Annotated in this window: 23 protein-coding genes; 19 read left to right on the plus strand and 4 right to left on the minus strand. The window is 72.2% G+C overall.

Annotated features, from left to right (window positions below; all coding sequences use genetic code 11):
• Positions 1-326 precede the first annotated feature (326 nt).
• Complete coding sequence (locus tag ACH4J0_RS02815) at positions 327-572, minus strand: hypothetical protein (protein WP_396235888.1); 246 nt, start codon at positions 570-572, stop codon at positions 327-329.
• A gap of 497 nt (positions 573-1069) precedes the next feature.
• A complete protein-coding gene (locus ACH4J0_RS02820; RefSeq protein ID WP_396235889.1) occupies positions 1070-3160 on the minus strand; it encodes an alpha-galactosidase in 2091 nt (696 codons plus the stop codon).
• Positions 3161-3958: 798 nt separating this feature from the next.
• Here ACH4J0_RS02820 and ACH4J0_RS02825 point away from each other — a divergent pair.
• The 3 genes from ACH4J0_RS02825 (at position 3959) to ACH4J0_RS02835 (ending at position 6130) form a co-directional block, all read left to right on the plus strand.
• Positions 3959-4177: a hypothetical protein gene (locus ACH4J0_RS02825; protein WP_396235890.1), complete on the plus strand. Its 219-nt coding sequence runs from the start codon at positions 3959-3961 to the stop codon at positions 4175-4177.
• Positions 4177-5319 carry a DnaB-like helicase N-terminal domain-containing protein gene (locus tag ACH4J0_RS02830; RefSeq protein WP_396235891.1) on the plus strand — a complete coding sequence of 381 codons (1143 nt, stop codon included), beginning with the start codon at positions 4177-4179 and terminating at the stop codon, positions 5317-5319. Before ACH4J0_RS02825 ends, ACH4J0_RS02830 begins: the two co-directional genes overlap by 1 nt.
• A gap of 154 nt (positions 5320-5473) precedes the next feature.
• Positions 5474-6130, plus strand: coding sequence for a hypothetical protein (locus tag ACH4J0_RS02835; protein ID WP_396235892.1), 657 nt, complete (start codon positions 5474-5476; stop codon positions 6128-6130).
• A gap of 274 nt (positions 6131-6404) precedes the next feature.
• On the opposite strand, the gene ACH4J0_RS02840 is transcribed toward ACH4J0_RS02835, so the two are convergent.
• Entirely contained in the window at positions 6405-9560 is a 3156-nt protein-coding gene (locus tag ACH4J0_RS02840; RefSeq protein WP_396235893.1) for a GDSL-type esterase/lipase family protein, read from the minus strand.
• 240 nt (positions 9561-9800) lie between these two features.
• On the minus strand, positions 9801-9998 hold the full coding sequence (locus tag ACH4J0_RS02845; protein WP_396235894.1) for a hypothetical protein: 198 nt from the start codon (positions 9996-9998) through the stop codon (positions 9801-9803).
• 979 nt (positions 9999-10977) lie between these two features.
• Here ACH4J0_RS02845 and ACH4J0_RS02850 point away from each other — a divergent pair.
• From ACH4J0_RS02850 to ACH4J0_RS02925, 16 genes are all read left to right on the plus strand, one after another.
• Positions 10978-11343 carry a hypothetical protein gene (locus ACH4J0_RS02850; protein WP_396235895.1) on the plus strand — a complete coding sequence of 122 codons (366 nt, stop codon included), beginning with the start codon at positions 10978-10980 and terminating at the stop codon, positions 11341-11343.
• Positions 11328-12140, plus strand: a complete 813-nt coding sequence (locus ACH4J0_RS02855) for an MFS transporter (protein ID WP_396235896.1) — start codon at positions 11328-11330, stop codon at positions 12138-12140. The genes ACH4J0_RS02850 and ACH4J0_RS02855 overlap by 16 nt, the downstream gene beginning before the upstream one ends.
• Positions 12141-12169: 29 nt before the next feature.
• On the plus strand, positions 12170-12772 hold the full coding sequence (locus tag ACH4J0_RS02860; RefSeq protein ID WP_396235897.1) for an HAD family hydrolase: 603 nt from the start codon (positions 12170-12172) through the stop codon (positions 12770-12772).
• A gap of 198 nt (positions 12773-12970) precedes the next feature.
• Positions 12971-13846: a zinc permease gene (locus ACH4J0_RS02865; RefSeq protein WP_396235898.1), complete on the plus strand. Its 876-nt coding sequence runs from the start codon at positions 12971-12973 to the stop codon at positions 13844-13846.
• A complete protein-coding gene (locus ACH4J0_RS02870) occupies positions 13843-14703 on the plus strand; it encodes a universal stress protein (RefSeq protein WP_396235899.1) in 861 nt (286 codons plus the stop codon). Before ACH4J0_RS02865 ends, ACH4J0_RS02870 begins: the two co-directional genes overlap by 4 nt.
• 124 nt (positions 14704-14827) lie before the next feature.
• Entirely contained in the window at positions 14828-15268 is a 441-nt protein-coding gene (locus ACH4J0_RS02875) for a hypothetical protein (RefSeq protein ID WP_396235900.1), read from the plus strand.
• Positions 15265-16185 carry a hypothetical protein gene (locus ACH4J0_RS02880; protein ID WP_396235901.1) on the plus strand — a complete coding sequence of 307 codons (921 nt, stop codon included), beginning with the start codon at positions 15265-15267 and terminating at the stop codon, positions 16183-16185. The genes ACH4J0_RS02875 and ACH4J0_RS02880 overlap by 4 nt, the downstream gene beginning before the upstream one ends.
• Complete coding sequence (locus ACH4J0_RS02885) at positions 16172-17572, plus strand: V-type ATPase 116kDa subunit family protein (protein ID WP_396235902.1); 1401 nt, start codon at positions 16172-16174, stop codon at positions 17570-17572. Before ACH4J0_RS02880 ends, ACH4J0_RS02885 begins: the two co-directional genes overlap by 14 nt.
• Positions 17573-17989: an ATP synthase subunit C gene (locus ACH4J0_RS02890; RefSeq protein ID WP_396235903.1), complete on the plus strand. Its 417-nt coding sequence runs from the start codon at positions 17573-17575 to the stop codon at positions 17987-17989.
• A 10-nt stretch (positions 17990-17999) separates the two neighbouring features.
• Complete coding sequence (locus ACH4J0_RS02895) at positions 18000-18212, plus strand: V-type ATP synthase subunit F (RefSeq protein WP_396235904.1); 213 nt, start codon at positions 18000-18002, stop codon at positions 18210-18212.
• On the plus strand, positions 18209-18721 hold the full coding sequence (locus tag ACH4J0_RS02900; RefSeq protein WP_396235905.1) for a hypothetical protein: 513 nt from the start codon (positions 18209-18211) through the stop codon (positions 18719-18721). The genes ACH4J0_RS02895 and ACH4J0_RS02900 overlap by 4 nt, the downstream gene beginning before the upstream one ends.
• The gene (locus ACH4J0_RS02905; RefSeq protein ID WP_396235906.1) at positions 18709-20436 is read left to right on the plus strand and encodes a V-type ATP synthase subunit A; all 1728 of its coding nucleotides are present in this window, start codon (positions 18709-18711) and stop codon (positions 20434-20436) included. The genes ACH4J0_RS02900 and ACH4J0_RS02905 overlap by 13 nt, the downstream gene beginning before the upstream one ends.
• Complete coding sequence (locus tag ACH4J0_RS02910) at positions 20433-21806, plus strand: V-type ATP synthase subunit B (RefSeq protein ID WP_396235907.1); 1374 nt, start codon at positions 20433-20435, stop codon at positions 21804-21806. The genes ACH4J0_RS02905 and ACH4J0_RS02910 overlap by 4 nt, the downstream gene beginning before the upstream one ends.
• Positions 21803-22477, plus strand: a complete 675-nt coding sequence (locus ACH4J0_RS02915; RefSeq protein ID WP_396235908.1) for a V-type ATP synthase subunit D — start codon at positions 21803-21805, stop codon at positions 22475-22477. The genes ACH4J0_RS02910 and ACH4J0_RS02915 overlap by 4 nt, the downstream gene beginning before the upstream one ends.
• 170 nt (positions 22478-22647) lie before the next feature.
• A complete protein-coding gene (locus ACH4J0_RS02920; RefSeq protein WP_396235939.1) occupies positions 22648-22845 on the plus strand; it encodes an SDR family NAD(P)-dependent oxidoreductase in 198 nt (65 codons plus the stop codon).
• A 105-nt stretch (positions 22846-22950) separates the two neighbouring features.
• On the plus strand, positions 22951-23913 hold the full coding sequence (locus tag ACH4J0_RS02925; protein WP_396235909.1) for a pyridoxamine 5'-phosphate oxidase family protein: 963 nt from the start codon (positions 22951-22953) through the stop codon (positions 23911-23913).
• The last annotated feature ends 608 nt before the right edge of the window (positions 23914-24521 follow it).

Consider the following 24521-nt stretch of genomic DNA (forward strand, 5'->3'; position numbering starts at 1 on the left):
GCAAGGCACGGACGCGCCCGACTGTCACTCATCGTCGCCACAGAACTTCGTCGCCCTCCGGCGTCGCGCTGCCCGGGTACGTCGAATGGCCGTGGAAGTACGCCGTCGAACGAGCCTTCCCGGGTAACGGCTGATCACCAGTGCACGCCTGCTGACATGGTGCGGGGAGACGTGCGGGGCCCGCTTCACGCTCGGTCACGGCGGACAGCGTCGTCGCGTCCGAAGTGCCCTGGCGGCATCCACATCAGGTGTCAGCACCGGCGCCCCACCCCCACAGGGGAGGCCGATCAGGAAACGGGGACCTTCGTGCCGGGGCGGACGCTTCGTCAGCGACTGTCATTACGACAGAGGCTGACCGTGTCGGTCGCATCGCCCATCGAGGTCGGGCGCCAGTCCTCGTCGAAGTCGCCGGCGAGGAAGGTGTTGACCGGTAAGTCCGTCAGCGCCGGCACCTCCTCGGCGGTGGGAGGTGAGCCCGCCCGACGGGTCCCCGTGAACCAGGACGGTGCTTCCGGGCTGGACTCGCTGGCCACGGCGATATGCTCTCCGGCTTCGACGCGGTCGCGCTGCACTGCCTTGAATGCTCAAGCGGCTCTGCTGCCGCAGCGGGAGTCGTTGGCCGTGAGCGGTGCGGGGGTGGACGTCGATACGGCGGTGAGGCCCCTTGGCCGCGCCCCGGACGCGTCACGGATCACGTTGTGGGCCCTCGCCGGTGGAGCTGGTCGGCGAACAGCAGCCCACGTTCTCAGGGCGGCGCGCGGGCAAGCGGCGGCCGTTGGAGGCGCGCATCGTTCCTCACGATCACACCGGGGTGGAGGAGCGGCTCCGCACGACAGTCCGCCGACTCACAGTAGTTTCTGGTGGCGCCGGGGTAGTCCTTAGCCCGCCGAGCCCGGGGAACGCCTCTTGGCTCTCCTTCCACCGCGGGCGGGTGGCAGGACTCGACAGGGGCATTAGGCCGGGCGAGTTCGCGTCTCGTCGGAAGCAGCCTTGGCCGCGGCCCGTTGCGAAGGCGCGGCCAAGGCTCGGCGTGCCGGGAGCCGGCGACCGCCGTATTGCTGATTTCGGGTCAGGAGAGCAGGGTCCAGGACTGGCCGGGGGCGGCGCCGTTGGCGGTGTTGGTGACCACGGTGGAGCCGGCGGTGGTGCCGGAGGTGTCCAGGACGAGACCGGTGGCGACGTTGGTGATGGTCAGTGCGCCGGTGGCGGTGTTCTGCATGACCCGCCATTCCTGCCAGGGGTTGCCGGGCGAGTAGTTGAGCAGGTAGGCGCTGTTGCCGGGCTGGGTGCCGGCGGCGAGCACGGTGTGCTGATGGGTGGGGGTGTAGCAGTTGTCGCTGATGCGCACCGTGCCGTCGGGGTTGGTGGTGAAGGTCCACTGCTCGGAGGTGTGGTCGGTCCACCAGGTGTTGATGTCGGCCGAGGAACCGAGCTGGGAGCTGCAGGTGCCGGAGACCTCCAGGGCCCGGCCGCTGGTGCCGGCTGCGGTGAGGCTGTGGTAGCGGCCGTCGCCGACGATCGTGGCCGGGATGGTGGCAGGCAGCGGGGTGAGCCGGTACATCGCGACGGCATGTGGGGCCAGCCAGGAGCCGAGGTTGCCGGTGATGTTGCCGGTGGAGCCGGTCCACAGTTCCTTGGAGGAGTAGCCGGGGCCGCTCAGGCCGAGGGCGCTGAGGCTGGTGAAGACGTTCTGGTAGCTGTTCGGGTCCTGGTTGACGAGCAGGACGGCGGTGTCGCCGCCGGCGAGTTGGCGCTTGAGGACCACGGGTGCGGTCTGTGAGTTGGGGGCGCTGCCGACCAGGGTGGCGGGCTTGGCCAGCGTGTCCTGGTCGATCTTGATGACGTCGGCGTTCTTGTAGATCGCCAGGCTGTTGCTGTTGATGCCGGTGGTCCAGTTGACGCCGTTCCAGCTGTGTTGGGTGTCGGCGACGTTGCGCAGGTCGGCGCCGGAGATCAGCGGGGCGGCCATCATCGAGAGGATCGACATCTCGGTGCGGGACTCGTCGTCGGTGAACGACTTGGAGCTGATGTTGTTGTCGGTGGTGCCGTACACGCCGTAGGGGTCGTTCCAGCCGGTGAACATCATGTCCATGTCGTTCCAGCTGCCGGGGCGGACGTTGCCCTGGTACTGCAGCGCGGTCTGCAGCTGCCCGTTGTAGAGCACGCCGCTGATCTCGCTGTCGCGGTCGCCGCCGATCCGGCACAGGTTGGCGACCTGCCCGCACCACACACCGGTGGGCGCGTAGCCCGGCGCGCTGTACTGCGGGGTGCCGGCGGCGAGGATGACCGGGTCGGTGCGGGCCGGGTCGTTGGCGTTCAGCAGGTAGGGGACGCCGCTGTGCACGGGCTGCGCGGAGACGCTGAGGGTGACCTTCGGGCGGCCCTGGGCGGCGGAGGCGGCGTCGAGGGCCTTCTGGAAGGTCTGCACCCGGGCGTACATGGACTGGGTGAGTTCCTTGCCCTCGCCCTGGGTGTAGTAGTTGTGTCCGTCTGGGCCGGTGATCTGTGGGCCGTAGGGGCAGTCGTCGTACTTGACGTAGTCGACGCCCCAGGCGACGAAGTCGCCCGCGTCGGTGGTCTCGTGCCCCAGGCTGCCGGGGTGACCCTGGCAGGTGGTGTACGTGTCCGTGCTGTAGATGCCGAACTTCATGCCCTTGCTGTGCGCGTACCAGGTCAGGTACTGGATGCCGTTCACCGTCTGGCCGTTGACGCTCTGGGACGGGTAGTCGGCGTTCGGCACCAGGTGGCCCGACGTGGGGTCGTTGCCCGTGCCGTCGGTGCCCCAGACCGGGTTGTTGTTGTCGTCGTACAGCTGCATCGCGCCGTAGGAGTTCTTGACCAGGTCGGTGCTCTGGTCGCTGCGGTGCGAGAGGGACCAGCCGTCGTCGATGGTGACGGTGTTGTAGCCGGCCGCGACCAGGCCGTTGGCCGCCATGAAGTCGATGGTCTGCTTGACCTGGCTCTCGGTGACACCGGTACCCAGCGAGTTCCAGGAGTTCCAGCCCATCGGCGGGGTGAGGGCGGTCCCGTTGTCCAGGGCGGCGGCCGGGGCTGCCGTCGCCAGGACGGTCGCGCCGATGACGGTGACGAGCCCGGGGGCGGCCAGAGCCAGCGTCAGCAGGACACTCGGCAGGCCAGCGGCTCTTCGTGATACGCGCATGGAAACAACTCCGTGGGGGCGCATAAGGGTTGAGTGGGGGAAGAAGCAGGTGCACTGCGTGCGCGGCTATTTGGAGGCTCTGAGGGGATGCCGCCGTTCGCTGAGCCGGTGACGCCGCACCGACTCGACTGCAACAAAATCCAACAAGAGGCACGCGTGGACATCGGCTCCGGTGCGCCGAAGGCCCGTGCGGGTGCCCCTGAGGTCTCACGCGAACTCGCCCGCGCGAACGGTCGGTGACACCAGGCATGGGTCGAACGCGCGGCGAGATGGTGCGCCGAACAGGGGTGTTGTCGCCGCCGGCGAAACTGTAATGGCACATGGCACCCACCGACAGGGGGTGCGTGCGATTATGTTCGTTGTTGGCTGATTGTGTGTCACCGGCGAGCGACCATGAAGGAGTCCGGGGCCTTCCCGGCACCTCGGCGCTTCCGGCGCGTCGCGTGCAGGCGCCAGAGCAACCCCCGCCCGGAGGCCCGCGGGTCGCCGTCCCACCGCACCGCCGGGCGCTTCGCAGCAGTCGCCGCCTTGACACGCTTGGCGGACACCGGCGCGTAGCAGTTGCCGCACCCGGCCCATCCCCGCTCGCGCCTCATGATGGGGCTCCAGGTCGCCTCGAGCCATTCGATGGCGCCGAGCACGGGGTCTTCCAGCCGGGCGTGCCACTGTCGCGGCCAACCATGGAGAAGAGCAGGCGAGAGCCGTGCCCTTCGAGCGAGGCGCCTGCCCCCGCACCAGCTACCGCGACACCAGCCCGCCGTCGCCGCTGAATCCGCCCAACTCCCCGAAGAGTTCTCCATGTCCGACAACAACTCGCCCACCCGACGCGGCCGTCCGAGGCCGCTCACCGGTGCACCGGTCGTCCGCCGGGGCAGTCAGTGGTGGCTGATCACCGGCGACGGCTCGATCCTGGCCACCGACCCCACGTTCACCGGTGAACTGGACCGCTTCGCCTCCGCCAAAGCCGCCGCCGACCGCGCTGTCGAACAGCTCCGCGCCCAGCAGCGGGAGCGGTGATGGATCCGCTGCTTCGGGGAAAGCAGGCTGTACTCGGCGCGGTCCTGCTCGACCCCGGCCAGCTCGGCAACCTCGACTGGCTGGAGGCCCGCGACTTCTACCGGCCCGCCCACCAGGCGCTGTTCACGGCACTGCGCCGGCTCCGCTCCGACGGCCACCCGGCGCTCACCGCCCAGGGCGCGGTGCCGCTGGCGTGGCTGACCGACACGCTCGCCCAGGCCGGCCAGCACGTGCGCGGGCTCACCGCCTCGTACTCGCACACCTTGATCGCCGCCTGTCCCCGTCCGGCCCATGCCCCGGTCTACGGGCGCATGGTGCTGGAGGGCTCGATCCACCGCACCGTCGCCGAGCACGCCGCCCGCCTGCTCGCCGTCGCCCAGGAAGACGCAGGCCAAGCCGAGGTCCAGGGCACCGCCGCCCAAGCCGACGTCCTCGCGGGCGTGCTCGAGGAACTCGCCACAGGGTGGGGGACCCAGCCCCGTGCCGTCGCTACCGGGGCACTGCCGATCACCACTGCCAGTGCCGAACCGGCGGCGGCCCAGCTGAAAGACGAGCAGTTCCTGCTGGCCCTGCTCGTGAACCAGGACGGAGCGATCGAGGAGGTCTTCGACTGGCTGCGTCCCCAGGACTTCGCCGATCCCGGCCACGGCCAGCTCTACCGCTGCCTGGGCGCACTCCACCACCGGGGTGAGCCGATCGACCCGGTCACCGCCCTGTGGGAGGTGCAACGGCGCGGCCTGCTGGCGGACGGCACGCTCACCGAGGAGCGGCTCGGACCCGTGCTGCGCGACGGGGCGGCGGGTTCGGCCGAGTGGCTCGGCGAGCAGCTCCTGCGCTTCTCCGTCACCCGAACCGCTGCCGGCGCCGCGCTGCAGATCGCCGCCCACGCCGACAACCGACGCCTCACACCTGGTCAGTTGATCAGCCATGCGCTACACGCCCTCGGCCCGCTCGACGAGGTGCGGGCCCGCTGGCTCACGGCGACGTCCCCGTCCGATCCGCAGCGCCGGCCCGACATCGGCGAAACGGCCCGCGTCCAGGCGGCGCTCGCCCGCAGCCCCAGGCCGGCGCCTGCCCTCAACACCCCGACACCGGACCCGTCCCGCGGCTCATCTGCATCTGTCAAGAAGAGCCGCAGGTGAGTCGGGCCTCTGACTTTCAGGCACGTAAGGAAGGGCTTCGGGGACCAGACACGGCGGAATTTGGCTGGGGGAAGTAGCGCCAACAAGGGGACTTGGCTACCGCCGCACCCCGCGCAAGGGACCCACAGCCCGTGCGAAGTGGCTGACCGCCTCGGTGGAACACGACGCGGACCAGGTCATCCCCGCCGCGTTCGACGAGGCAGAAGCCCGTGACCCGCAGCACCGCCGGTGCTGGGTGGTCCTGGTCGACGGCGCCGCCCACCAGCTCGAGTTGATCCATGCAGAGGCCGCCCGCCGCAACGTCACCATCCATGTCGTCCTCGACATCGTCCGCGTGATCGAGAAGTTATGGGCAGCCTCGCGGTGTTTCCACACCGCCACCGATCCCGCCGCCGAGACCTGGGTGGGGGCCAAGGCCGCCCGGATCGTGGCCGGCGACGCCCTTAACGCCGTCGCCGACATCCGCGCGGAGGCCAACGGGCTGGGCCTGTCCGCAGATCAACGGGCCGCGGCGGACAGGGCCTGCCGCTACCTAGAGAACAACGCCGCCTTCGTCCACTACGACAAGGCCCTCGATGCCGGCTGGCCGATCGCCAGCGGCATCGTCGAGGGAGCAGCACGTCATCTGGTGGCCGACCGGCTCGACATCACCGGCAGCCGGTGGAGCGTCCCCGGCGCGGAAGCCGTCCTCACCCTCCGCGCCGTCATCAGCAACGGCGACTTCCCGCAGGACTGGACCTTCCACACCCACAGAGAACGCGAACGCCTCTACCCCCGGCCCGACCAGCACAACTACGAACTCCTGGCCTGACCGACGAGCTCACTCCAAAAGAGCCACCCCCAAATCCTTTGGCCGCTGCATAGTTGAGCACTACGCACGTCTTGCCCAGATCGATCTCGATGCCCATCGCAACGTCGTCACCAATGCCGAACCCCGGCCATGGTTCGACAAGACCTGAGCTCCATCTCACGGCGATTCGAGCTGCCGGGACGCGAAGTCCCAGGGTGTCTCGGACGTGTGCCACCCCGAGTGAGGAGGCGGTGAGGCGTTCACCCACCGCCTCCTCACTGGAGCGCGGCCCCTGTTACCCGGCCGCCCCGACCAGCGCGCGCGGGGCCTGGATCAGGGCGGGGGGCGGTGCGCCCTTCTTCGGGTCCGTCGGGGCCGGCGTCTGGGCTGTGGCCGACGGCTTTGGTGCGATCACGCAGTTGGACTTGCCGGATTCCGCTTCGCCGTTGATGGCGGTGACGCAGAATTCGTAGTTCCAGACGCCGGGGACGAGGTAGGCGATGCCCCGGCTGGTCTCGTTGGTGACGTACTCGTCGGCCTTGAACCCGCTGCCGTCGTGCTTGGACCCGCTGTCGTCGTTGACGTTACGGATCCAGACGCGGTAACCGGCGGCCCACACGGACCCGTTCCATGACAGCTGGACGGTAGTGGCGTCGGTGGAGGTGACCTTCAGACCGGTGGGTGCCGGAGGTGTGCCGGCCCCGACGGTGACGGATCGTGCGACGCCCGGCATGCCGCCACCGGCGGCGTTCCAGGTGGCGACCGCGACGAGGTAATGGTGGCCCTCCCGCAGCCCGTCGATGCGCGCCGAATTTCCCCTGACCGCAGTGCTGTTGAGGAACGCGCCGGGGGTGTCCCTGTCCCAGGTGATGATCTCGTACCGGTCGATCGTGTCGGTGTACGGGCCGGTCGCCGCGTCCCAGGACACGTCAACGCCGGTGGCGGTGGCCCGGGTCACGATTCCCTTGGGGGCCGCGGCGGTTTTCGGGTGCGCGACACCACCGACCGTGTGGGACCACTCGGACTTCCCGTCCTCACCGTTGTCGGTACGGACCTGGTATTCCCACTCCCAGCCGTCGAGGGTCCAGGTGGTGTCGAAGCGGGCCGCTTTGACCGGTGTCTCGTTCCAGGTGCCGGAGCCCTTGATCCGGTGCCGGACGGTGTATCCGTGGGCGCCGAAGACCGGCTCCCAGTTCAGGGTGATGCCGCTCGGGCCGGAGTCGATCTCCATCGTGTCCGGCGCGAGCGTCGGCCGGTTCGGGACGTGGGTGGGGATGTCGATCAGCTGGCTGCCGAGACCGTAGCTGTTGTGCAAGGTGCGCACGAATGCCTGGGCGATCTGGTACTCGCCCAGGGCGTTGGGGTGCAGCCCGTCGTAGCCGGCAGGGCAGTCATGCGTGTCGCAGCTGTAGTTGCCGGCCCAGTCGACCAGGGCAACGCGGGACTTGTCGTTGTTCCACGACGGGATCGCGGCCGCGAGCATGCTGTTGTACTTGGTGGTGTTGACGGGCAGGTCGTCCCGGCCGCCGATGGACGTCCGCTGGGGAACGTTGGCCAGGGCGAAGTTGAGGTCCGGTTTGGCGGCGCGGGCCTGGTCGACCAGCGTCCGCATACTGTCCAGCGTGCCTTCCGGGCCGCTGACGAACCAGCCCATGTCGTTGAAGCCGAGCCCGACCAGGAGCAGGTCGGGCTGGTACTTCGCCACCTGCTCGGCGATCAGCGTTTTGTCCTGCGCCGCCTGCCGGCCCCAGACCGAGAAGTGGTGGGAGTCGAAGTCCTTCGCGACCCCGGGGGCATACGCGCCCGAGGTGACGGGAGCGCTCTGAGCCGGTGGCGGGGCTTCCCCCTGCAACGGCGGCACGGGCGGGGGCTTGGGGGATTCCTGAGGACGGGTTCCCTGGTACGGACCGACGAAATCGACGTCGATGTGCTCCTTCTTGAACCATTCCCACAGGCGGTAACGCCAGGTCCAGTCACCTTCGTAGCCCTGGCTCATCGAATCGCCCACCACCATCACCTTCAGTGGCACCTTCCCGTCGCCGGCTCGTGGTTCCGCGACCCAGTCCATGACGAGGGCCCAGCGGATGGCGTCCTCGAACGCCTCGGCGATCTTCTTGTCGCCGGAGTCGTTCGGCGTCAGTCCGTCACCGGACAGGTCCTCGGTGGTCATGGCGCCGGTGTCGGCCAGGACGACGTGCCGTCCCGCGCTCTGCCAGGCGCCGACCATCGTACGGATCTCGGCGTTGTAGGCGGTGATCCGGGCCTGGACGGCGGGGTCGGTCGCGGGACCCAGGGTGGCGAGTGCCACGACCGTGCCCGGGTTGTCCTTCTCGATCTGGTCGACCAGGTCCTTCAGCCGCTGCGCGGCGCCGTCCTGCTTGCCGTCCCGCATGTCGTACGTGCCGGCCTGCAGTGTCACGATGTTGGGCCGGTACTTCGGCAGGGCGGTCGTGGACCGCTCGGCGATGGCGCTGATCTGCTCGCCGGGAGCGCCCTCGTAGGCGGGGTCCCCCTTCTGCCCCGTAGAGCCGGAGCCGACGAAGTCCACCGGTACGTCCCGCTTTTTGGAGACAAGCGAGATCAGGGCATAGAGCGAGCCGGCCAGGGTGGCGCCGTAGCCGATCTTCTCGGCGGTGCCGATGGTCGAGTCGCCCAGCGGCATCACCTTCAGCTCCGGCGGTTCCGCCGCCGCGCGCATGCCGTTCCACCACACGGGGTAGTGGTCGCTGCTGCCTCCGTTCATACGGCTCGCGGTGGCGTCGCCGGCGTTCCCGTCGGAACTGACGAAGTAGTCCAGTTCGTTGCCGCTCTGGTGGGTGGGAAGTCCGGAGTTGTAGACGCGGGCGCCGATCGGGAAGGTGCCGCGGCGTTGCAGCGTCCGCGGGTCGATGTTGAAATCGCCGCCGGCCGTCCAGCGGTACTGCGCGCCCCAGGAGCGGACGGAGTCGCGGATCGCCGTCAGCAGGGTGTTGGAGTCACCGCCGCCGCCCGACAGGCCGTGCACGTTGAAGTACCAGTCGTCTCCGAACCGGACGCCCAGCGCGGCCCGGCCCCGCTGGTTCGGGTTGGTGACGACGCGTACCTCGTCGGGCTGGTCATGGGTGATGGTCGCCAGGTTCACCCGGCCGCCTTGGCCCCGGCCGCCGTAGTCGTCGGTCTGGAGGAAGAAGACGTGGTACGGGCTGGGCTGCAGCCGGCTGCTGAACGGTTGCCAGGTCGAGTGCCGGACGGTGTCACCGTCCGCGGTGGTGACGTCCGGCTGTTGGGTGGCGTGGCTCGGGCCCTGGGGCCCGGCTTCCTGGATCAGGACGATCTCGGCGGACCTGGCGTAGCCCTGGACCTGCGAGGACCACTTGCTGGCCGTCGCGTCGTCCTCGCCCTGGATGTTGTTGGTGATGATTGACGTCTGCCGTAACGGCGCCGCGGCGGCGGGGGAAGCTCCTGGTGCCACGACGAGTGCCGTACCCAGAATCGACAGCGTTACCAGTGCCGCCCTGGCTCTGGTCACCAGACGCAGCCGGGCCAGTGCACCGGTGAGGTGTTCCCTTAATACGTTCACCACAGTAAGGTTAATGGACTCTACATCTATGTGATCTGCACGATCGAGCGGCATACGGCATCCCGCGGCGCACAGTCCCGCGTCCGCTTCGACCTGTGTCCGGCAGCGCAAGGCTCCCAGCGTGACCACCAATCAGGTCACCTCATGCGCTGATGGCGACAAGATCTCCGTCATCGTCTCCCGGGTGATCTCCAGCTGGGACAGCACCGACTCCTGTTCGGCCCGGTGTCCGGTCAACTCTTTGATCCGAGCCCGCAGTTCATCGACCTTCTCCCGCGCAGCAGCCTCTCGCCGCTCGAGTTCCTCCAGCCACGACACCATCGCCGCCACCCCCGGAGCCCTATCCGTCTCGCTCCACCTCGGGTGCGCGGCCGCGTTCGTCGCGTGGCGTGAGGGGGCCCGCCCCGGTGCGGCTCTCCGGATCGGCGGGGGCACTGCGGGAGCCGTGGGCGGCCTGTACCTGGCCGCCGTCAGCGCCTACCGCTGAGAACTCCCGCGCAAGCTGTGTGGCCTCCGGCTCGAGGGTGAAGAAGGCTTGCGCAGCCGATTCGGCCTTGTCCTTTGGCGGCGGGCCAACGATGTAGCGGAGGATCGTAAGGGCGGTGAGGCCACCGAAGACGGAGAGGCACCCTATGCCGGCTACCTTCATCATGGTGGGTCTCGGGGCTCGGGCGACGTTCAGATCGGCCCAGCTTGGTTACCGTGGTGGCGGAGTCATGGAGTGGCTTCCTTGGGGCGAGAGCGGTCGGATCTGCGGCTTGCAGGCTTCTGAACGGATCGGCCCCGGCTGCACTACCACTCCAGGTCCTGGCGTCGTCACTTGTCCCGTCCCTCCGCTTCTGGGCCTCATCGTCGGCGCGAGCGGCGAGATACTCGGCCCAGTCAGCGTAGGCGACCCAACGGATCGCGGTGTGGCGATGCATGCCGGTCAGGTCGGCAAGGATCGGGCTGGGGAGCTCGGTGGTGCGGGCGGCAAGCGGCATGCGACATCCGTCGGGGACAAGACGGTGCGCCACAGGTGACGCGGATGCGCGTCGGCGGCCCGGCCCAGCTCACTGCTCTCAGCGACGGTGTTTTGCCCCAGCAGGCCGCCCGCGCGTTGGAGTTGCTGGCGCCACCGTTCTCGCGCTGCCCGCGCCGCCATGCCGGGTAAGGGGGCTTCTACCTCTTTTTCCCGGCCGTACCAAATCCCGGAATCCGCGGACTCTTCTCTCCGCAGCCGCACCACCCGAGGGGGCTGTCATGCCTGCGCATGCCCCGGCCCGGCACGCCCGCGCGCCGCCGACCGTAGAACCGAAGGACATCCTCCTTGAGCACCACCACCACCACCGCCACCGGCCCAGCCCAGGGCAGCGGCTACCGCGCTGTCCTGGGCTCGCCGCACGTCGCCCGTCTGCTGGGCGGCACCATGATCGGCCGCCTGCCCACCGGCATGGCGCCGATCGTGATCCTGCTGCTGGTGCGCGCCGAACACGGCCCGCTCGCCCTGGCCGGACTGCTCGGCGCCCTCTACGGCCTCGCCTCGGCCCTGGGACAGCCGCTGCTCGGGCGCCTGATCGACCGCCACGGCCAAACCCAGGTCCTCGTCCCCGCCACGATCGCGGCCAGCCGGGCACGGCGTTCCTGCTGCTGCCGTGCACCGGCCCGGCCCGCCACCCAGTGCTCGCCGCGCTGACCGTCCTGGTCGCGGGGCTGGCAACGCCGCCGCTCGAGGCCGGGCTCCGGGCGCTGTGGCCGCACCTTCTGCCCGATCCCGAACATCAGCGCACCGCGCTCTCCTTGGACAGCAGCACCCAGGGCCTGGTGTTCGTCGCCGGTCCCCTGCTGGCCTCCGGCTTCGCCGCCGGCGCCGGGGCGACCACCGCCCTGGTGGCGACCGCGGCGCTCGGCCTGCTCGGCACCGGCCTTGTCGTCACCGCCAGCCCCTCCCGCGCCTGGACGCCGGCCGAGTTCACCGAAGCAGTGCGCTGGACGGGGCCGCTGCGGGTGCCGGGCCTACGGGTGCTGTTCACCGCGCTGATCGGCACCGGCGTCGCGCTCGGCGCCGTCAACGTCCTGGCGATCAGCACGGCCGAGCGCCACCACGCCGGTTGGCTGGCCGGAGTGATACCGGCCGCGCTGTCCATCGGCAGCATGCTCGCCGGCCTCGCCTACGGCCGCCACGCCTGGCCCGACGCCCCCGCCAAGCACCTGGTCGCCGCGTCCATCGGCTTCGCGACCGGATGGCTGCCCCTGCTGCCCGACCCCGCGCGCGCCATCGCCGTCCTCGGCGCCGTCCTGCCCGGCACCTTCCTCGCGCCGCTGCTGACCGCCGCCTTCCTCACCGTCGACCGCCTCGCCCCCGCAGGCGAGAGCACGGAGACGTTCGCCTGGCTCATCGCCTGCATAGGCGTCGGCCAGGCCGCCGGCACCGCCCTGGCCTCCCTCGCCCTGTGGCTGCTGCACCGCTTCAACGACCGCCTCTCCGCCTGACCACCACGCTCATCCCGAAGGACACCGCCATGAACACCACCCTCTTCACCGCCGCAACTCCCGCCACCCGCATGCACGTTGTCTGGGACTGGAACGGAACGGTCAAGGACGACCTCGACGACCACGTCTCCGCCCTGAACGCCACCCTGCCCGCCCTCGGCGGCGAAACGGTCGACCACGAGACCTACCGGACCAAGCACACCGCGCCGATCCCCAACTTCTACGCCCGCCTGCTCGGACGGACGATCACCGAGCAGGAGTGGATCTCCAGCGACAACGCCTTCCTCGCCCACCTGCGCGCCCAGCCGGTGCGCGTACGCGAGGGCGCCATCGAGCTGATGACCGCACTGCGCGAGGCCGGGCACACCCAGTCACTGCTCTCCCTGTGCCCGCACAAGACCCTCGTTCGGGAGGTCGAACAGGCCGGCATCGGGCACTTCTTCGACCGGGTCGAGGGCCGCACCGGGCCCTCCGGCGGCACCAAGGCCGCCCCGCTGGCCACCCACCTCGAAGCGCTCGGCCTCGCCGACCAGGCGCACCGAGTGCTGCTGGTCGGCGACACTCTCACCGACGCCGTCGTCCTCGGCCTGCGCCTCGCTGCCGCCCGGCGTGCTCACGCCGCCTGCGTCTAGCAGCGAGGCTGACCCTGCCCACGCTATCCAAGGAGCCGCCAGAGACCGGCGATCAGCGGCCGACACCATCGACGGGCAACACCGTGAACGACATGCCCGGACCGGGATTGCGACCGGGATGAGACGGAGCCAGACTTCTTAGGTAAGGCTTACCTTTAATCCAGCCTGCCCTGACTCTCGCGCTTCTCGGAGCCCACCATGTCCGGTCCGCAGATCGCCCTGCTCGGCGCCATCGCCGGCCTCGCCATCTTCCTCGGCCTTCCGATCGGACGCCTGCAGAGCCCCGCTGCGCGGCTGAGGACCGCGCTGAACGCGGTCGCCATCGGCATCCTGCTCTTCCTGCTCTTCCTGCTCGGGGACATCCTGACGGCCGCCTGGGAACCGACCGACGCCGCACTCAGCGACCACCACTGGGCCGGCGCCGCCACCGGCGGCCTGGTGCTCACTTCGGGCCTGGCCGTCGGCCTGATGGGCCTGGTCTACTACGACCGATGGATCGCCCGCCGTCAGGCATCGCGGGTCTCGTTGTCGCAGGGGCCTGGCGCTTCGGCCGTGACCGAACAACTGGCTCCCCGGGCCCGCTCCAGGGCCGCCGGCCTCGCCCTGATGATCGCCATCGGCATCGGCCTGCACAACCTCGCGGAAGGCCCGGCCATCGGCAACTCCGCTGCGAAGGACGAACTCTCGCTCGCCATCCTGTTGATCACCGGTTTCGGCCTGCACAATGCCACCGAGGGCTTCGGCATCGTCGCCCCGCTGGCCGCAGCAGGCGAGCGACCCTCCTGGGGCAGCCTCGCGCTGCTCGGCCTCATCGGCGGCGGCCCCACCTTCGTGGGCACTGTTGGGCCTGCTGCTGGGCTTCGCCGCCGACGCCGTCGTCACCGACGCCGGAGTGTGAGGCCCGGCCGCAGCCAGGCCGCGTCGCGAATCATCCGCCTGGGCGCGGTCTACGGCGGGCCGACCAGGTGCGCCCGGCCCTCCGCGGTCGGGGCCACTCGGCCCTGCCGGTGGCGGTACCGGTGCCCGTACGGTGCCCATGGGGGCAAGGTACGACTCCGGTTGGAGGAGCGATGATCGGCCCTGGAGAGTCCCGTCCCGTCGTCGTCGGTGTGGACGTGCGGGACAGCGTGCGGCCGGCCCTGGACTGGGCCGCCGACGAAGCCGATCGCCGTGAAGCACCCCTGCGGCTGGTCCACGCGGTGCCGCCGGGCCACCACGGGCCGCGCGGAACCGACGGCTCCAAACAGCGGAAGGCCGGGCAGCGGCTCCTCGACGAGGCCGCCGCCTCCGTCTCCGGTCGGCATCCCGGCCTCCACATCGCCACCGTCCTGGAGGAGGGCGCGCCCGCCCAGGCGCTGTACCGCGAATCGCACAACGCGTGCCTGGTCGTCCTCGGCTCGCGGCGGCTCAGCCGCCTGGAAGAGCTCCTCAGCGCGAACTCGGTGGCCGTACCGGTCAGCGCCCAGGCCGCCTGCCCGGTGGTCGTGGTACTGGAACCCGGAAACAGCACCGAGCAGCCGCCGCACCTCGTCGTCGGAGTCGACGGCAGCCCGGCCTCCCACGCCGCCGTCGAGCACGCCTTCGAGACCGCCGCAGCGCGTGACACGCACCTGCGGGCGCTGTGGGTATGGCAGCCGTCGCTCCTGGAGTCCACCGACGAAGTCAACGCGCTCCAGAAATGCCGCCGCCTGCTATCCGAGGCGGTAGCCGAGCAGACAGCGAACCACCCCAGCGTCACCGTCACCCGCCAGGTGGTACGCGGACATCCCGTCGAGGAGCTGGCCAAGGCCTCCGAGAACGCGCTGGCCGTCGTCGTCGGACGGCGCGGCCGAGGCGGGTTCACCGGAATGCGGCTCGGCTCCGTCCCCCACGGCCTGCTGCACCGCGCCCACTGCCCGGTCGTCACCGTACCCGCACCCGCACCCGAGTGAGCCACGCTGCCGGCCGGTCCGGGAGACGTCCTGCCCCGGCAGGTCACCGTCAAGGTACGTCCCGGATGACAGCCGCCGCTCCGCGTGGAGACTGGAGTGGGGGCCGACCCGCAGGAGGGCTCGCGTGGTGACGTTCTGGGACTTCCTGGCAAGATTCCGCCCGACCGGAGCGCCGGGTGCGAGTGCGACCGGCGTCCCTGCGGACCGCGCGGCGGAGCTGGCCGCCGAACTGGGGCCGTCCCTGGCCGAACTGACGCAGGCCCAGGAGGAGGCCGCAGCGATCCGTGCCGCAGCCGCACAAGAGGCCGAGAACATGCGGCGGATGGCCGCGCAGCGGGCCGAGGAGATCGTCGCGGAGGCCCGCGACCAGGCGCCGCAGGTCCGGGCGGAGGCCGCTTCCGCGGTGCGTCGTCCGGCTGAGGCCGAGGCGGGCAGGCTGCTTGCGGCGGCCGATCGGGCGGTGACGGACGTCCGCCGCCGGATTACGGAACGGATGCCCGCACTGGTCGACCGGGCGGCAGCACAGGCGCTGCCCCAGGCTGAGAAGCCTGGGAGGTCCCGGTGAGCGCCGGGTGGGTCGGCGGGGCGACCCGGGCGCGGGCGCTGCTCTCCCGCTGTCTGGGCCTCCAAGGGGCGCGGGAACTCGCATCCGCCCCCACGCTCGGTGATGCCCTGAGGCAACTGGCGGCGACGCCCTACCGTAGGGACCTTCTCCCGGACGCCGACCTTGCCCAGGCGCAGCGAGCGGTCTCCGAGACACTGCTGTGGCACCTCCGGGTACTGGCCGGCTGGCTGCCGCGCGCCGGTGCGAACGCGCTCCGGGTGCTGGCGGGCGGGTTCGAGATCGCCAATATCGAGGGCCGGCTGCGCTCCTTCACCGGAGTCGAGCCTCCTCCGCCGTACCGACTCGGGGCGCTGGCGACCGCTTGGCGCCGCCTGGCGCAGGCCGGGAGCCCCGCCGAGCTGCGGGCCGCCCTGGCCGCCTCGGCCTGGCTGGACCCGGGTGGCGAGGACCCGGCGTCCGTGGCCACCGCGCTACGGGTCGCGGCCGCCGCCCGGACCGCCGAGGCGGTGCCGCCCGCACGGCGGTGGGCGGCGGGCCGGGCCGCACTGCTGGCGGCCCGCGACCGGTACGTCACCGGGCGTCCGCTGCCAGCCGCGGCTGCCCGGCGCGCCGCCCCGCTCCTGGGGCCGCGGGCCGTCGGGGCTGCCTCGTTCGAGGAGTTCCGCCGTCGCCTGGTGCCGGACGCCCGCTGGGTGGTGGACGGAGTCGAGGACGCGGCGGACCTGTGGCGGGCGGAAGCCCGCTGGTGGACGGTGCTCGACCGGGACGGCGCGGCGTTGCTGCGCGGCACCCACTTCGGCCTCGCGCCGGTGGTGGGGGCCGTGGCGGTGCTGTCCGCGGACGTGTGGCGGGTGCGGGCCGCGCTGGTGCTGGCCGAACGCGGCGGGCCTGCGGAGGCGTTCGATGCGCTGGGCTGAGGCGGTGTCACCGGTCCGGATGCGGCGAGTGGCGGTCGTGGCGCCCACCGGGGCACTGCGCGAAACACTGCTGCTGCTCGCGGAGGCGGGCTGTGTGGAGGTCGACCGGGTGGAGGAGGTGCCGCCTGGACCGGCGGGCCGACGGCTGAGGCGGCTCGCCTCCGCGCCGGACGGCTCCGCCGCCCTGTCCGGCGCGCCGCCCGATCTCGACGCGCTGGAGCGGCAGCACCGGAGTGATCTCCTGGCGGGCGAGGCGGAGCTGGAGGAGCGACTGGCGAGCGCGGTCCGGCAGGGCGAGGTGTCCGCCCTTGCGGGCTGGTGCCCCGCCGCGGAGGTGCCGCGCCTGGCCGAGCGGCTGGGCCCGGTCGGGGGCGCGGTGCTGCCGTTGCGCCCGCCTCGCGGGGTCGACCCACCCACGCAGCTGCGCGACGCCGGACGGGTGCACCGGGCGTTCGTCCCGCTGGTGGCGACGTACGGCACGGTGCCGTACGCGGACCTCGACCCGTCCTGGCCGGCCGGGATCGCCTACGTGGTGATGTTCGGCCTGATGTTCGGCGATGCCGGACACGGGCTGCTGCTCGTGCTGGCCGCGCTGCTGCTGTGGCGCGGTCGCGTCCCCCGGCGGCTCGCGCGGCTCCGCCGGCTGTGGCCGTTCGTGGCCGGCGCCGGGCTGGCCGCCACGCTGGCGGGTGCGGCGTACGGGGAGTTCTTCGGTCCGACCGGGCTGCTTCCGGTGCTTTGGCTGGATCCGCTGGACGAGCCCGGGCGGCTGCTGCTGGCAGCCGTCTCCCTCGGCGGGCTGCTGCTGGGGCTGGCGTACGCGGCCGGGGTGGTGAACAGGTGGCGCGAGGGAGGCCCGGCAAGGGCGCTGTACGCGACCTCCGGGGTGGCCGGTTTCGCGGTCTTCCTCGGCCTGGGCCTGGTCGGCGGCGGAGCGTACCTGCACGTACCGGTGGCTGCGGTCACCGGGGCGGCGCTGGCGGTCACCGGGCTGGCGCTGGCCGGTACGGGCCTGTCCGCCGCGACCGGCGGTGGGCTGGGCGGCGCGGCGCAGACCGGGGTACAGCTCTTCGACGTGCTGGTGCGAATCCTCGCCAACACCGTGTCCTTCGCGCGGCTCGCCGCATTCGGCCTCACCCACGCGGCCCTCGGGCAGGTGGTGTGGCACGGCACGGCCGCTCTGGCCGGGCGGGGTCCGTGGGCGCTGATCGGGGCGGTGCTGGTGTTCGTCGCTGGCAACGCCCTGGCCTTCGCACTGGAAGGGCTGGTGGCCGGGGTTCAGGCCCTGCGGCTTGAGTTCTACGAGCTGTTCTCGCGTGTGTTCGAGGGCCTGGGCCGGCCGTTCCGGCCCTGGCGGCTGCCCGTCCGACGTACGGAGGTGAGCTGAGTGGTCACCTGGCTGATCGCGCTCCCGGTCCTGGCCGCGGCGTTCGGCGCCGTCCATCTGCTGACCCGTCGGCGCGGCCGTGCGGCCGTGCGCTGGCTGCTCGGGGTCAATGTGCTGCTGATCGGCGGCGCGCTCGCCCTGCTGGTGACCGCGCTCACCAGCACCGCCCGGGCGGACGCGCCGGCAGCCGCCGCGAGTTCGGGGTCCGGGTCGGCCGCGCTGATCGGCGCCGCGATCGCGGTGGCGGGCGCGTCGATCGGGGCGTCGCTGGCCGTCGCCTACACCGGAGCCGCCGCGATCGCCGCGCTGAGCGAGCGCCCGGAGCTCTTCGGACGGGCTATGGTCATCGTCGGCCTCGCCGAGGGCATCGCCGTGTACGGCCTGGTGGTGGCGATCCTGCTGATCGGGAAGGCCTGACGTGGGCGCGGTGGCTGCCATCGGCGAGCGGACCCGGGTGGCCGGGCTGGCACTGGCCGGGGTGGTGGTACTGGTCGCCGAGCGGCCCGAGGAGGTGCGGCGGGCCTGGGCCGAGCTGCCCGAGGGCGCAGAGCTGGTCATCCTCACACCGGACGCGGCGCGGGCGGTCAACCGCGAACTCGCGGAGGGGGCCCGGCCGCTGACCGTCGTGATGCCCCCGTGAACGCCGAACCGCCGAGCGACGCACTGCGCCCGGTGCGGGCGGAGCTCCTGCGAACCGCCCGGGCGGACGCGGACGTGATCCTCTCCGAGGCGCGCCGGGACGCCGACCGGACACTCGCGGCCGCCAGGACCGAGGCCGAAGCGATCCTCGGCCGTGCCCGACAGGACGGGGCGGCCGACGGACGGGCAGCGGCGCGGCAGGAACTCACCCGCGCCCGCAGCGCTGCCCGGAACGCCGAGCTGGCCGCCCGGGGCGCGGCCTATGCGGAGCTTCGCCGGCGCATCACCGCGCGTCTGCGCGAGCTGTGCCAGGCGGACCCGGCGTACGGCGAGCGGCTGGCAGCACGGGCACGATCCCTGCTCGGCCCGGATGCCCGGGTCGTCGGGCACCCGGACGGCGGCGTCCTGGCGACGGCCCCGGGGCAGGTGGTCGATCTCGGCCTGCCCGCCGTGACCGACCGGGCGCTGGAGCGGATCGGCTCGGACGCGGAGGCCCTGTGGGAGCCGTGACCCCGTACCGGATCCTGCGGGTCGCCGGTCCGCTGGTGGAGCTGGCGTGCTCCGGTGACATCGCCATGCACGACGTGGTGCTGCTCGGTGACGCCGAACTGCCCGGGGAGGTGGTGGCGATCGGCGGTGGGGTGGCGACCGTGCAGGCGTACGAGTACACCGGCGGTCTGGCACCGGGGCATCCGGCCCGTCCTCGGGGCGGGCCGCTGCGCGCGGCGCTGGGGCCGTGGCTGCTCGGCGGTGTCTTCGACGGCCTGCTCCGCCCGCTTGCCGGTGCCGGGGACCGGCTCGTCCCCGGCGGTGGCAGCCGCGCGGACGGCCGCACCTGGCGCTTCGTCCCGTCCGTCGAACCAGGCGCGCGGACGGATGAGGGCGGCGTGCTCGGGACGGTCACCACCCAGGCGGTGCCCTTCCGCGTTCTGGCGCCGCCCGGTTGTTCGGGGCCGGTGGAGCGGATCGCCCCCGAGGGCCGCTACCCGGCCGACGCGGTGCTCGCGGTGGTCGGCGGCACCGAGGTCCGGATGGCTGCCGAGTGGCCCGTCCGCACCCCTCGCCGGGTGCGCGCGCGGATCGACGCCGTCGAGCCCCTGCACACCGGCCAGCGGGTGATCGACCTGCTGTTCCCGGTGGCCCTGGGCAGCACGGTCGCCGTCCCGGGCGGCTTCGGCACCGGCAAGACCGTCCTGCTCCAGCAGATCGCCAAGTGGTGCCACGCCGATGTCATCGTCTACGTCGGCTGCGGAGAGCGCGGCAACGAGATGGCCGACGTGATCGCCGAACTGGCCGAGCTGGACGACCCCAGGACCGGAGGACGCCTCGCCGACCGGACGGTCGTGGTCGCCAACACCTCCAACATGCCGATGATGGCCCGCGAGGCGAGCGTCCACACTGGCGTGACGGTGGCCGAATTCTTCCGCGACATGGGACTCGACGTGGTGGTGATCGCCGACTCCACCTCGCGCTGGGCCGAGGCGCTGCGCGAGTTCGCCTCCCGGATGGGCGAACTCCCCGCCGAGGAGGGCTACCCGGCCCGCCTCGCCTCGGAGCTGGCGGCCTTCTACGAGCGGGCCGGAGCCGTTCGTACCCTTTCGGGTGCCCCGGGCACGGTGACCGTGCTGGGCGCCGTCTCACCGCCGGGCGGGGACCTCGCCGAACCGGTCACCGCACACACCGAACGCTTCGTGCGCTGCCTTTGGACGCTCGACCGGGAGCTGGCCTACGCCCGCCACTATCCGGCGATCTCCTGGGCCGGCTCCTTCTCCCGCGACGCCGCAGCCCTCTCCACCGCCCGGGCGCGCTCCGGCGACCCGAGCTGGGCACGGCACCGCGAGCAGGTCGCCGCCCTGCTCACCGAGGCGGACCGACTGGCCGACCTCGTCGAGCTGGTCGGCCTCACCGCGTTGCCGGACCAGGAGCGGATCAGCGTGCTGGCCGGCCGGCTGGTCCGGGAAGGGCTGCTCCAGCAGAGCGCGCTGTCCGCGCGGGACGCATACTGCGCGCCGGAGAAGACCGCCGCGCTGGTGGAGGCCGTTCTCGCGGTCGCCGCCCGGTGCCGGGAGCTGGTGGAATCCGGCACCCCGGCGGACGCGGTCGAGGTCGTCGACTTCACGCCGCTGCTGCGCGCCCGCGAGGAGACCGGGCCCCGAAGCGCCGCGGGAGTGGCCGCCCGGCGGGACGCCGTCCTGCAGGCGCTGGCACCAGGGGGACGGCCGTGAGATGGAGCGAGGTCGAGTACACCGACGTCCGCGAACTGCGCGGTCCGCTCGCGGTGGTGGGCGGGGTCACCGGGGTCGGCTGGGACGAGTTCGTCCGGATAACCCTCGGCTCGGGCGAGCGGCGGCACGGCCTCGTCCTGGAGGTCGACCGCGACCTCGCCGTGCTCCAGGTGCTGGAGGGCACCGCGGGCATCGACCCGACGGCGGTGCGGGTCGCCTTCGCGGGCAGCCCGCTGCGCATTCCGGTCGGGCCGGGCTGGCTGGGCCGGGTCTGCAACGGGCGAGGTGAGCCGATCGACGGCGGACCGCCGGTGTTCGGGGCTGCCGAGGCCGAGGTCGGCGGTACCCCGATCAACCCGGTCCGGCGCGTGCCCCCCTCCGAGCCCGTCCTCACCGGGGTGGGTGCCATCGACGTCCTCACCACGCTCGTACGGGGGCAGAAGCTGCCCATCTTCTCGGCGGCGGGCCTGCCGCACCTCGAACTCGCCGTACAGATCGCCGCGCAGTCCACGGCCGGCGGCGAGGAGTTCAGCGTCGTCTTCGCCGGCATGGGCCTCACACACGCCGACGCGTCCTTCGTCCGCGGCGCCCTCGCCGAGCGCTCGGCCGCCGGCGAGCTGGTGCTGCTGCTCAACACCGCCGACGACCCGGTGATCGAACGGCTGCTCACCCCGCGTCTGGCGCTCACCGTCGCCGAGCACCTGGCCTTCGACGGCGGGCGGCACGTCCTCGTGGTGATGACCGACATGACCGCCTACGCCGAGGCGCTGCGCGAGGTCTCCGCCGCACGGGGCGAGATCCCCGCCCGGCGGGCCTATCCCGGCTACCTCTACAGCGACCTCGCATCGCTGTACGAACGCTGCGGCCGCATCCGCGACCGCTCCGGCTCGGTCACCGTCCTGCCGGTCCTCACCATGCCCGCCGGCGACATCACCCACCCGGTCCCCGACCTCACCGGTTACATCACCGAGGGGCAGATCGTCCTCACCCGCGAGGCCCACGCCCGCGGCGTGTACCCGCCGGTGAACGCGCTCTCCTCGCTCTCCCGCCTGATGCGCAAGGGTGCCGGCCCCGGGCGCACCCGGGAGGACCATCTCGACGTCGCCGCCCAGCTGCTCGCCGCGCTCGCCCGGGCCCGGCAGGTCCGGGAGCTCGCCGACCTCATCGGCCGCCCCGCCCTCAGCCCCACCGACCTGCGGTACCTGGAACTCGACGAGGCCTTCCAGCTCGGCTTCCTGGCCCAGCGCCCCGACGAGAACCGGCCGCTGGACGCCTCCCTGGCGCTTGCCTGGGAGGTACTGCGCACCCTGCCCCGCGGCCAGCTCGCCATGATCCCGTCCGAACTGCTCGACCGGCACGGTGTCGCATGACCCCACCACGCCCCGGAGGACCGCACCCCGAATCGGGGCGGGCCGGCCGGCTGCGCCTGCGGCACCGGCTCGAGGTCGCACTGCGCGGGGCCGAGCTGCTGGACCGCAAGCTCGCCGTCCTGCGCGAGCGCCACCGACGGCTGGCGGCCGAGGAGGAGGCCGCCCGGCGGGCCTGGCACACGGCGGTGCAGGAGGCCGAGACGTGGCTGCTGCGCGGGCTGCTGCTGAGCGGCGATCGGGCGCTGGCGGCGGTCGGCGCGGACCGGGCCGACGTCGTCGTCGAGTGGACGGTGTCGATGGGCGTTCGCCACCCGTCCAGGGCCGTCTGCACCGACGCCGCACGCGCGACCACCGAGCCCCCGCCCGCCAACACGGCCCTCGCCCACGCGGAGACCGCCTACCGCACCGTGGTGCGGACGGCTGCCGGGTACGCGGCAGCACGCACCGCGGCCGGCCTGGTCCAGGCCGAGATCGACCGTACCGGGCGGCGGGTCCGCGCCCTGCGCAGGCACTGGATCCCGCGCCTCGCCGAGGCGCTGGCGCACCTGGACCAGGGGCTCGAGCAGGCCGAGCACGAGGACGCGGTCCGCCGCCGCTGGGCGGCCGGCGCGCCCGGCCGCTCGCCGACACCGGGAGCGGGCTCCGCGGGCAGAGCCGACACGGCGCGATGACTCGCCTCGCCGCGCCTCCGGGAGGCGCGGGGAGGCGAGTCGCGCTCTGCCCGGCGGCGAGCAGACCGGGCCGTCCGAAGTGCGGCTGGTGTCACCGCTGCCCAGGCTGGAAGTGGTAGCGCCATCGGAGAACAGGAGGCCGTCATGGGTCGCTTGGACGGCAGGCCGCGATCGTCACGGGCGGCGCGCGCGGGACCGGCGCGGCGCGCGCCCGCCGGTTCGCAGCAGAGGGCGCGGCAGTGACCACCGCGGACGTCCTGCGCGAGGAAGGTGAGTCGCTCGCGGCCGAACTCGGACCGCCCACGACGTTCCACACCTTGGACGTCACGAGTTCGTCGTCGACGGTGGCGCGACGACCGGCAGCATGATCCTCGCTGACCCCGAGACCTAACTCAGCGCCGAGTAGAGGTCGGCGTGGTCCGCTCCACGACCGACACCGCGCTCCAACCCGAAGATCCGCCTGGGAGACCGCAATGAGAGCCGCCATCGGAGACCGCGTCATCGTGGAAGGCACGCGCCCCGGCGTACCGCGGCGCGACGGAAAGGTGACCGCGCTGCACCGGCCGGACGGCGAACCGCCCTGGGAAGTCCTGTGGTCGGACACCGGGCACTCCACCCTGTTCTTCCCCGGTCCGGATAGTCGCCTGCACCACTTCACCCGGCAAGCCCCGAGCAGGCAGGCGCCCCGGCCGTCCGTCCGACCGCACACCTCCTCGAAGACGGAGCGGAGCGAGCCGGCCAGGCCCGAGGAACCCACCGGCGGTCCGGAACAGGCCATGCCGAGCAACCCCGGTGACCTCGGCAGGCGAGTCGCGCTGCGTCGTGAGCAGCTGGGACTCAGCCGGGAACAGACCGCAGTCCGGGCAGGCATGGCGGTGAGGTACCTGGAGTACCTGGAAGCCTCGCCCACCGCTGTCGAGAGGGGAGCACTGGCCAGGCTGGCCGCCGTGCTGGACACGTCGGTCACGCAGTTGCTGGGCGGCGGACTCGACCTGCCGCCCGGCCGCACGAGCGCCGCCGCGCACCCGGTGCTGGAAGAGCTGGCACGTTCCGAGTGCTGGGAGCGACTGTCCACCGACGGAGTCGGCCGGGTGGCCCTGGGCACCGCAACGGGTCCCATCGTCCTCCCGGTCAACTACTGGGTGCTGGACGGGACACTGATCTTCCGCACGGCTGCCGACGGCCCGCTCGCCGCCACCGTCGGCCAGCGCGTCGCCTTCGAGGTCGACCGGATCGACGAGGTGCTGCGCACCGGCTGGAGCGTGCTGGCCACCGGTGACGCCCACCGGATCGACGACCGGCCGGCGCTGGCACACCTGAAACAACAGGCCAAGCCGTCGCCGTGGGCGGGCGGTGAGCGGGACCTGTGGGTCCGGATCAAGCCGACCGAACTCAGCGGCCGCGTGATCCGTACCGCCGACGACCCGACGCGGTGACGCCGTCCGACGACATGGTGCCCCCCATCCGTCACCTGCGCGGCCGGGCCCCGGTGGCCGTCACGCCCGATTCGGCCCGTCGTCCAGCCGGTTCCAGCTGTACCAGCCCGCGCGGTCGTAGCCCATCTGCGCCAGCCACGGCCACACCTCCGCCGGTGGCGCGGGAAGGGTTGTGGCCATCGTCGACGTGCTGCCCGCGTCCGGGACCGGCTCGTCCCCGGGGTACGCGCGCTCGGCCTCGTCGCGCGTCGCTCCACAGGTCAGCAGGTGAGGCCGGAGGAGGAAGCCGTGGACGGCGAGGGCGAGCGCCGATCCGAGGGCGACCCGTCCGAGTGCGGTCCGGTGTCCGCTCGCACTTCGAGCGTTAGCGCCTCCGGCGCGTAGCCGCCAGTGACACGGCTACCGACGCCGTGGCCCGGTCGGCCGACCGGCTGGTGCTCACCCCGACCGGCTGTCGGGCTCGGAGGGGTGCTCGTTGGGCGGGCCCATCTCGTCGCCGACGTCGCGGCCGCCGCCTGCGTGCTGCGCGAACTCGGACTGCACGAGGGCTGCGCACTACGCCTCGACAGCGGGGACCTCGGCGCCCTTGCCGTCTCCGCCCGGAGAGG

Source organism: Kitasatospora sp. NPDC017646 (assembly GCF_044329365.1).
Classification (GTDB): Bacteria; Actinomycetota; Actinomycetes; order Streptomycetales; family Streptomycetaceae; genus Kitasatospora.

What these genes read in the sequence shown, in the direction of transcription:
- ACH4J0_RS02820 (WP_396235889.1), bottom strand. Translation starts at nt 3,160, where the DNA reads ATGCGCGTATCACGAAGAGCCGCTGGCCTGCCGAGTGTCCTGCTGACG.
- ACH4J0_RS02825 (WP_396235890.1), top strand. Translation starts at nt 3,959, where the DNA reads ATGTCCGACAACAACTCGCCCACCCGACGCGGCCGTCCGAGGCCGCTC.
- ACH4J0_RS02830 (WP_396235891.1), top strand. Translation starts at nt 4,177, where the DNA reads ATGGATCCGCTGCTTCGGGGAAAGCAGGCTGTACTCGGCGCGGTCCTG.
- ACH4J0_RS02860 (WP_396235897.1), top strand. Translation starts at nt 12,170, where the DNA reads ATGAACACCACCCTCTTCACCGCCGCAACTCCCGCCACCCGCATGCAC.
- ACH4J0_RS02865 (WP_396235898.1), top strand. Translation starts at nt 12,971, where the DNA reads ATGTCCGGTCCGCAGATCGCCCTGCTCGGCGCCATCGCCGGCCTCGCC.
- ACH4J0_RS02870 (WP_396235899.1), top strand. Translation starts at nt 13,843, where the DNA reads ATGATCGGCCCTGGAGAGTCCCGTCCCGTCGTCGTCGGTGTGGACGTG.
- ACH4J0_RS02885 (WP_396235902.1), top strand. Translation starts at nt 16,172, where the DNA reads ATGCGCTGGGCTGAGGCGGTGTCACCGGTCCGGATGCGGCGAGTGGCG.
- ACH4J0_RS02915 (WP_396235908.1), top strand. Translation starts at nt 21,803, where the DNA reads ATGACCCCACCACGCCCCGGAGGACCGCACCCCGAATCGGGGCGGGCC.
- ACH4J0_RS02925 (WP_396235909.1), top strand. Translation starts at nt 22,951, where the DNA reads ATGAGAGCCGCCATCGGAGACCGCGTCATCGTGGAAGGCACGCGCCCC.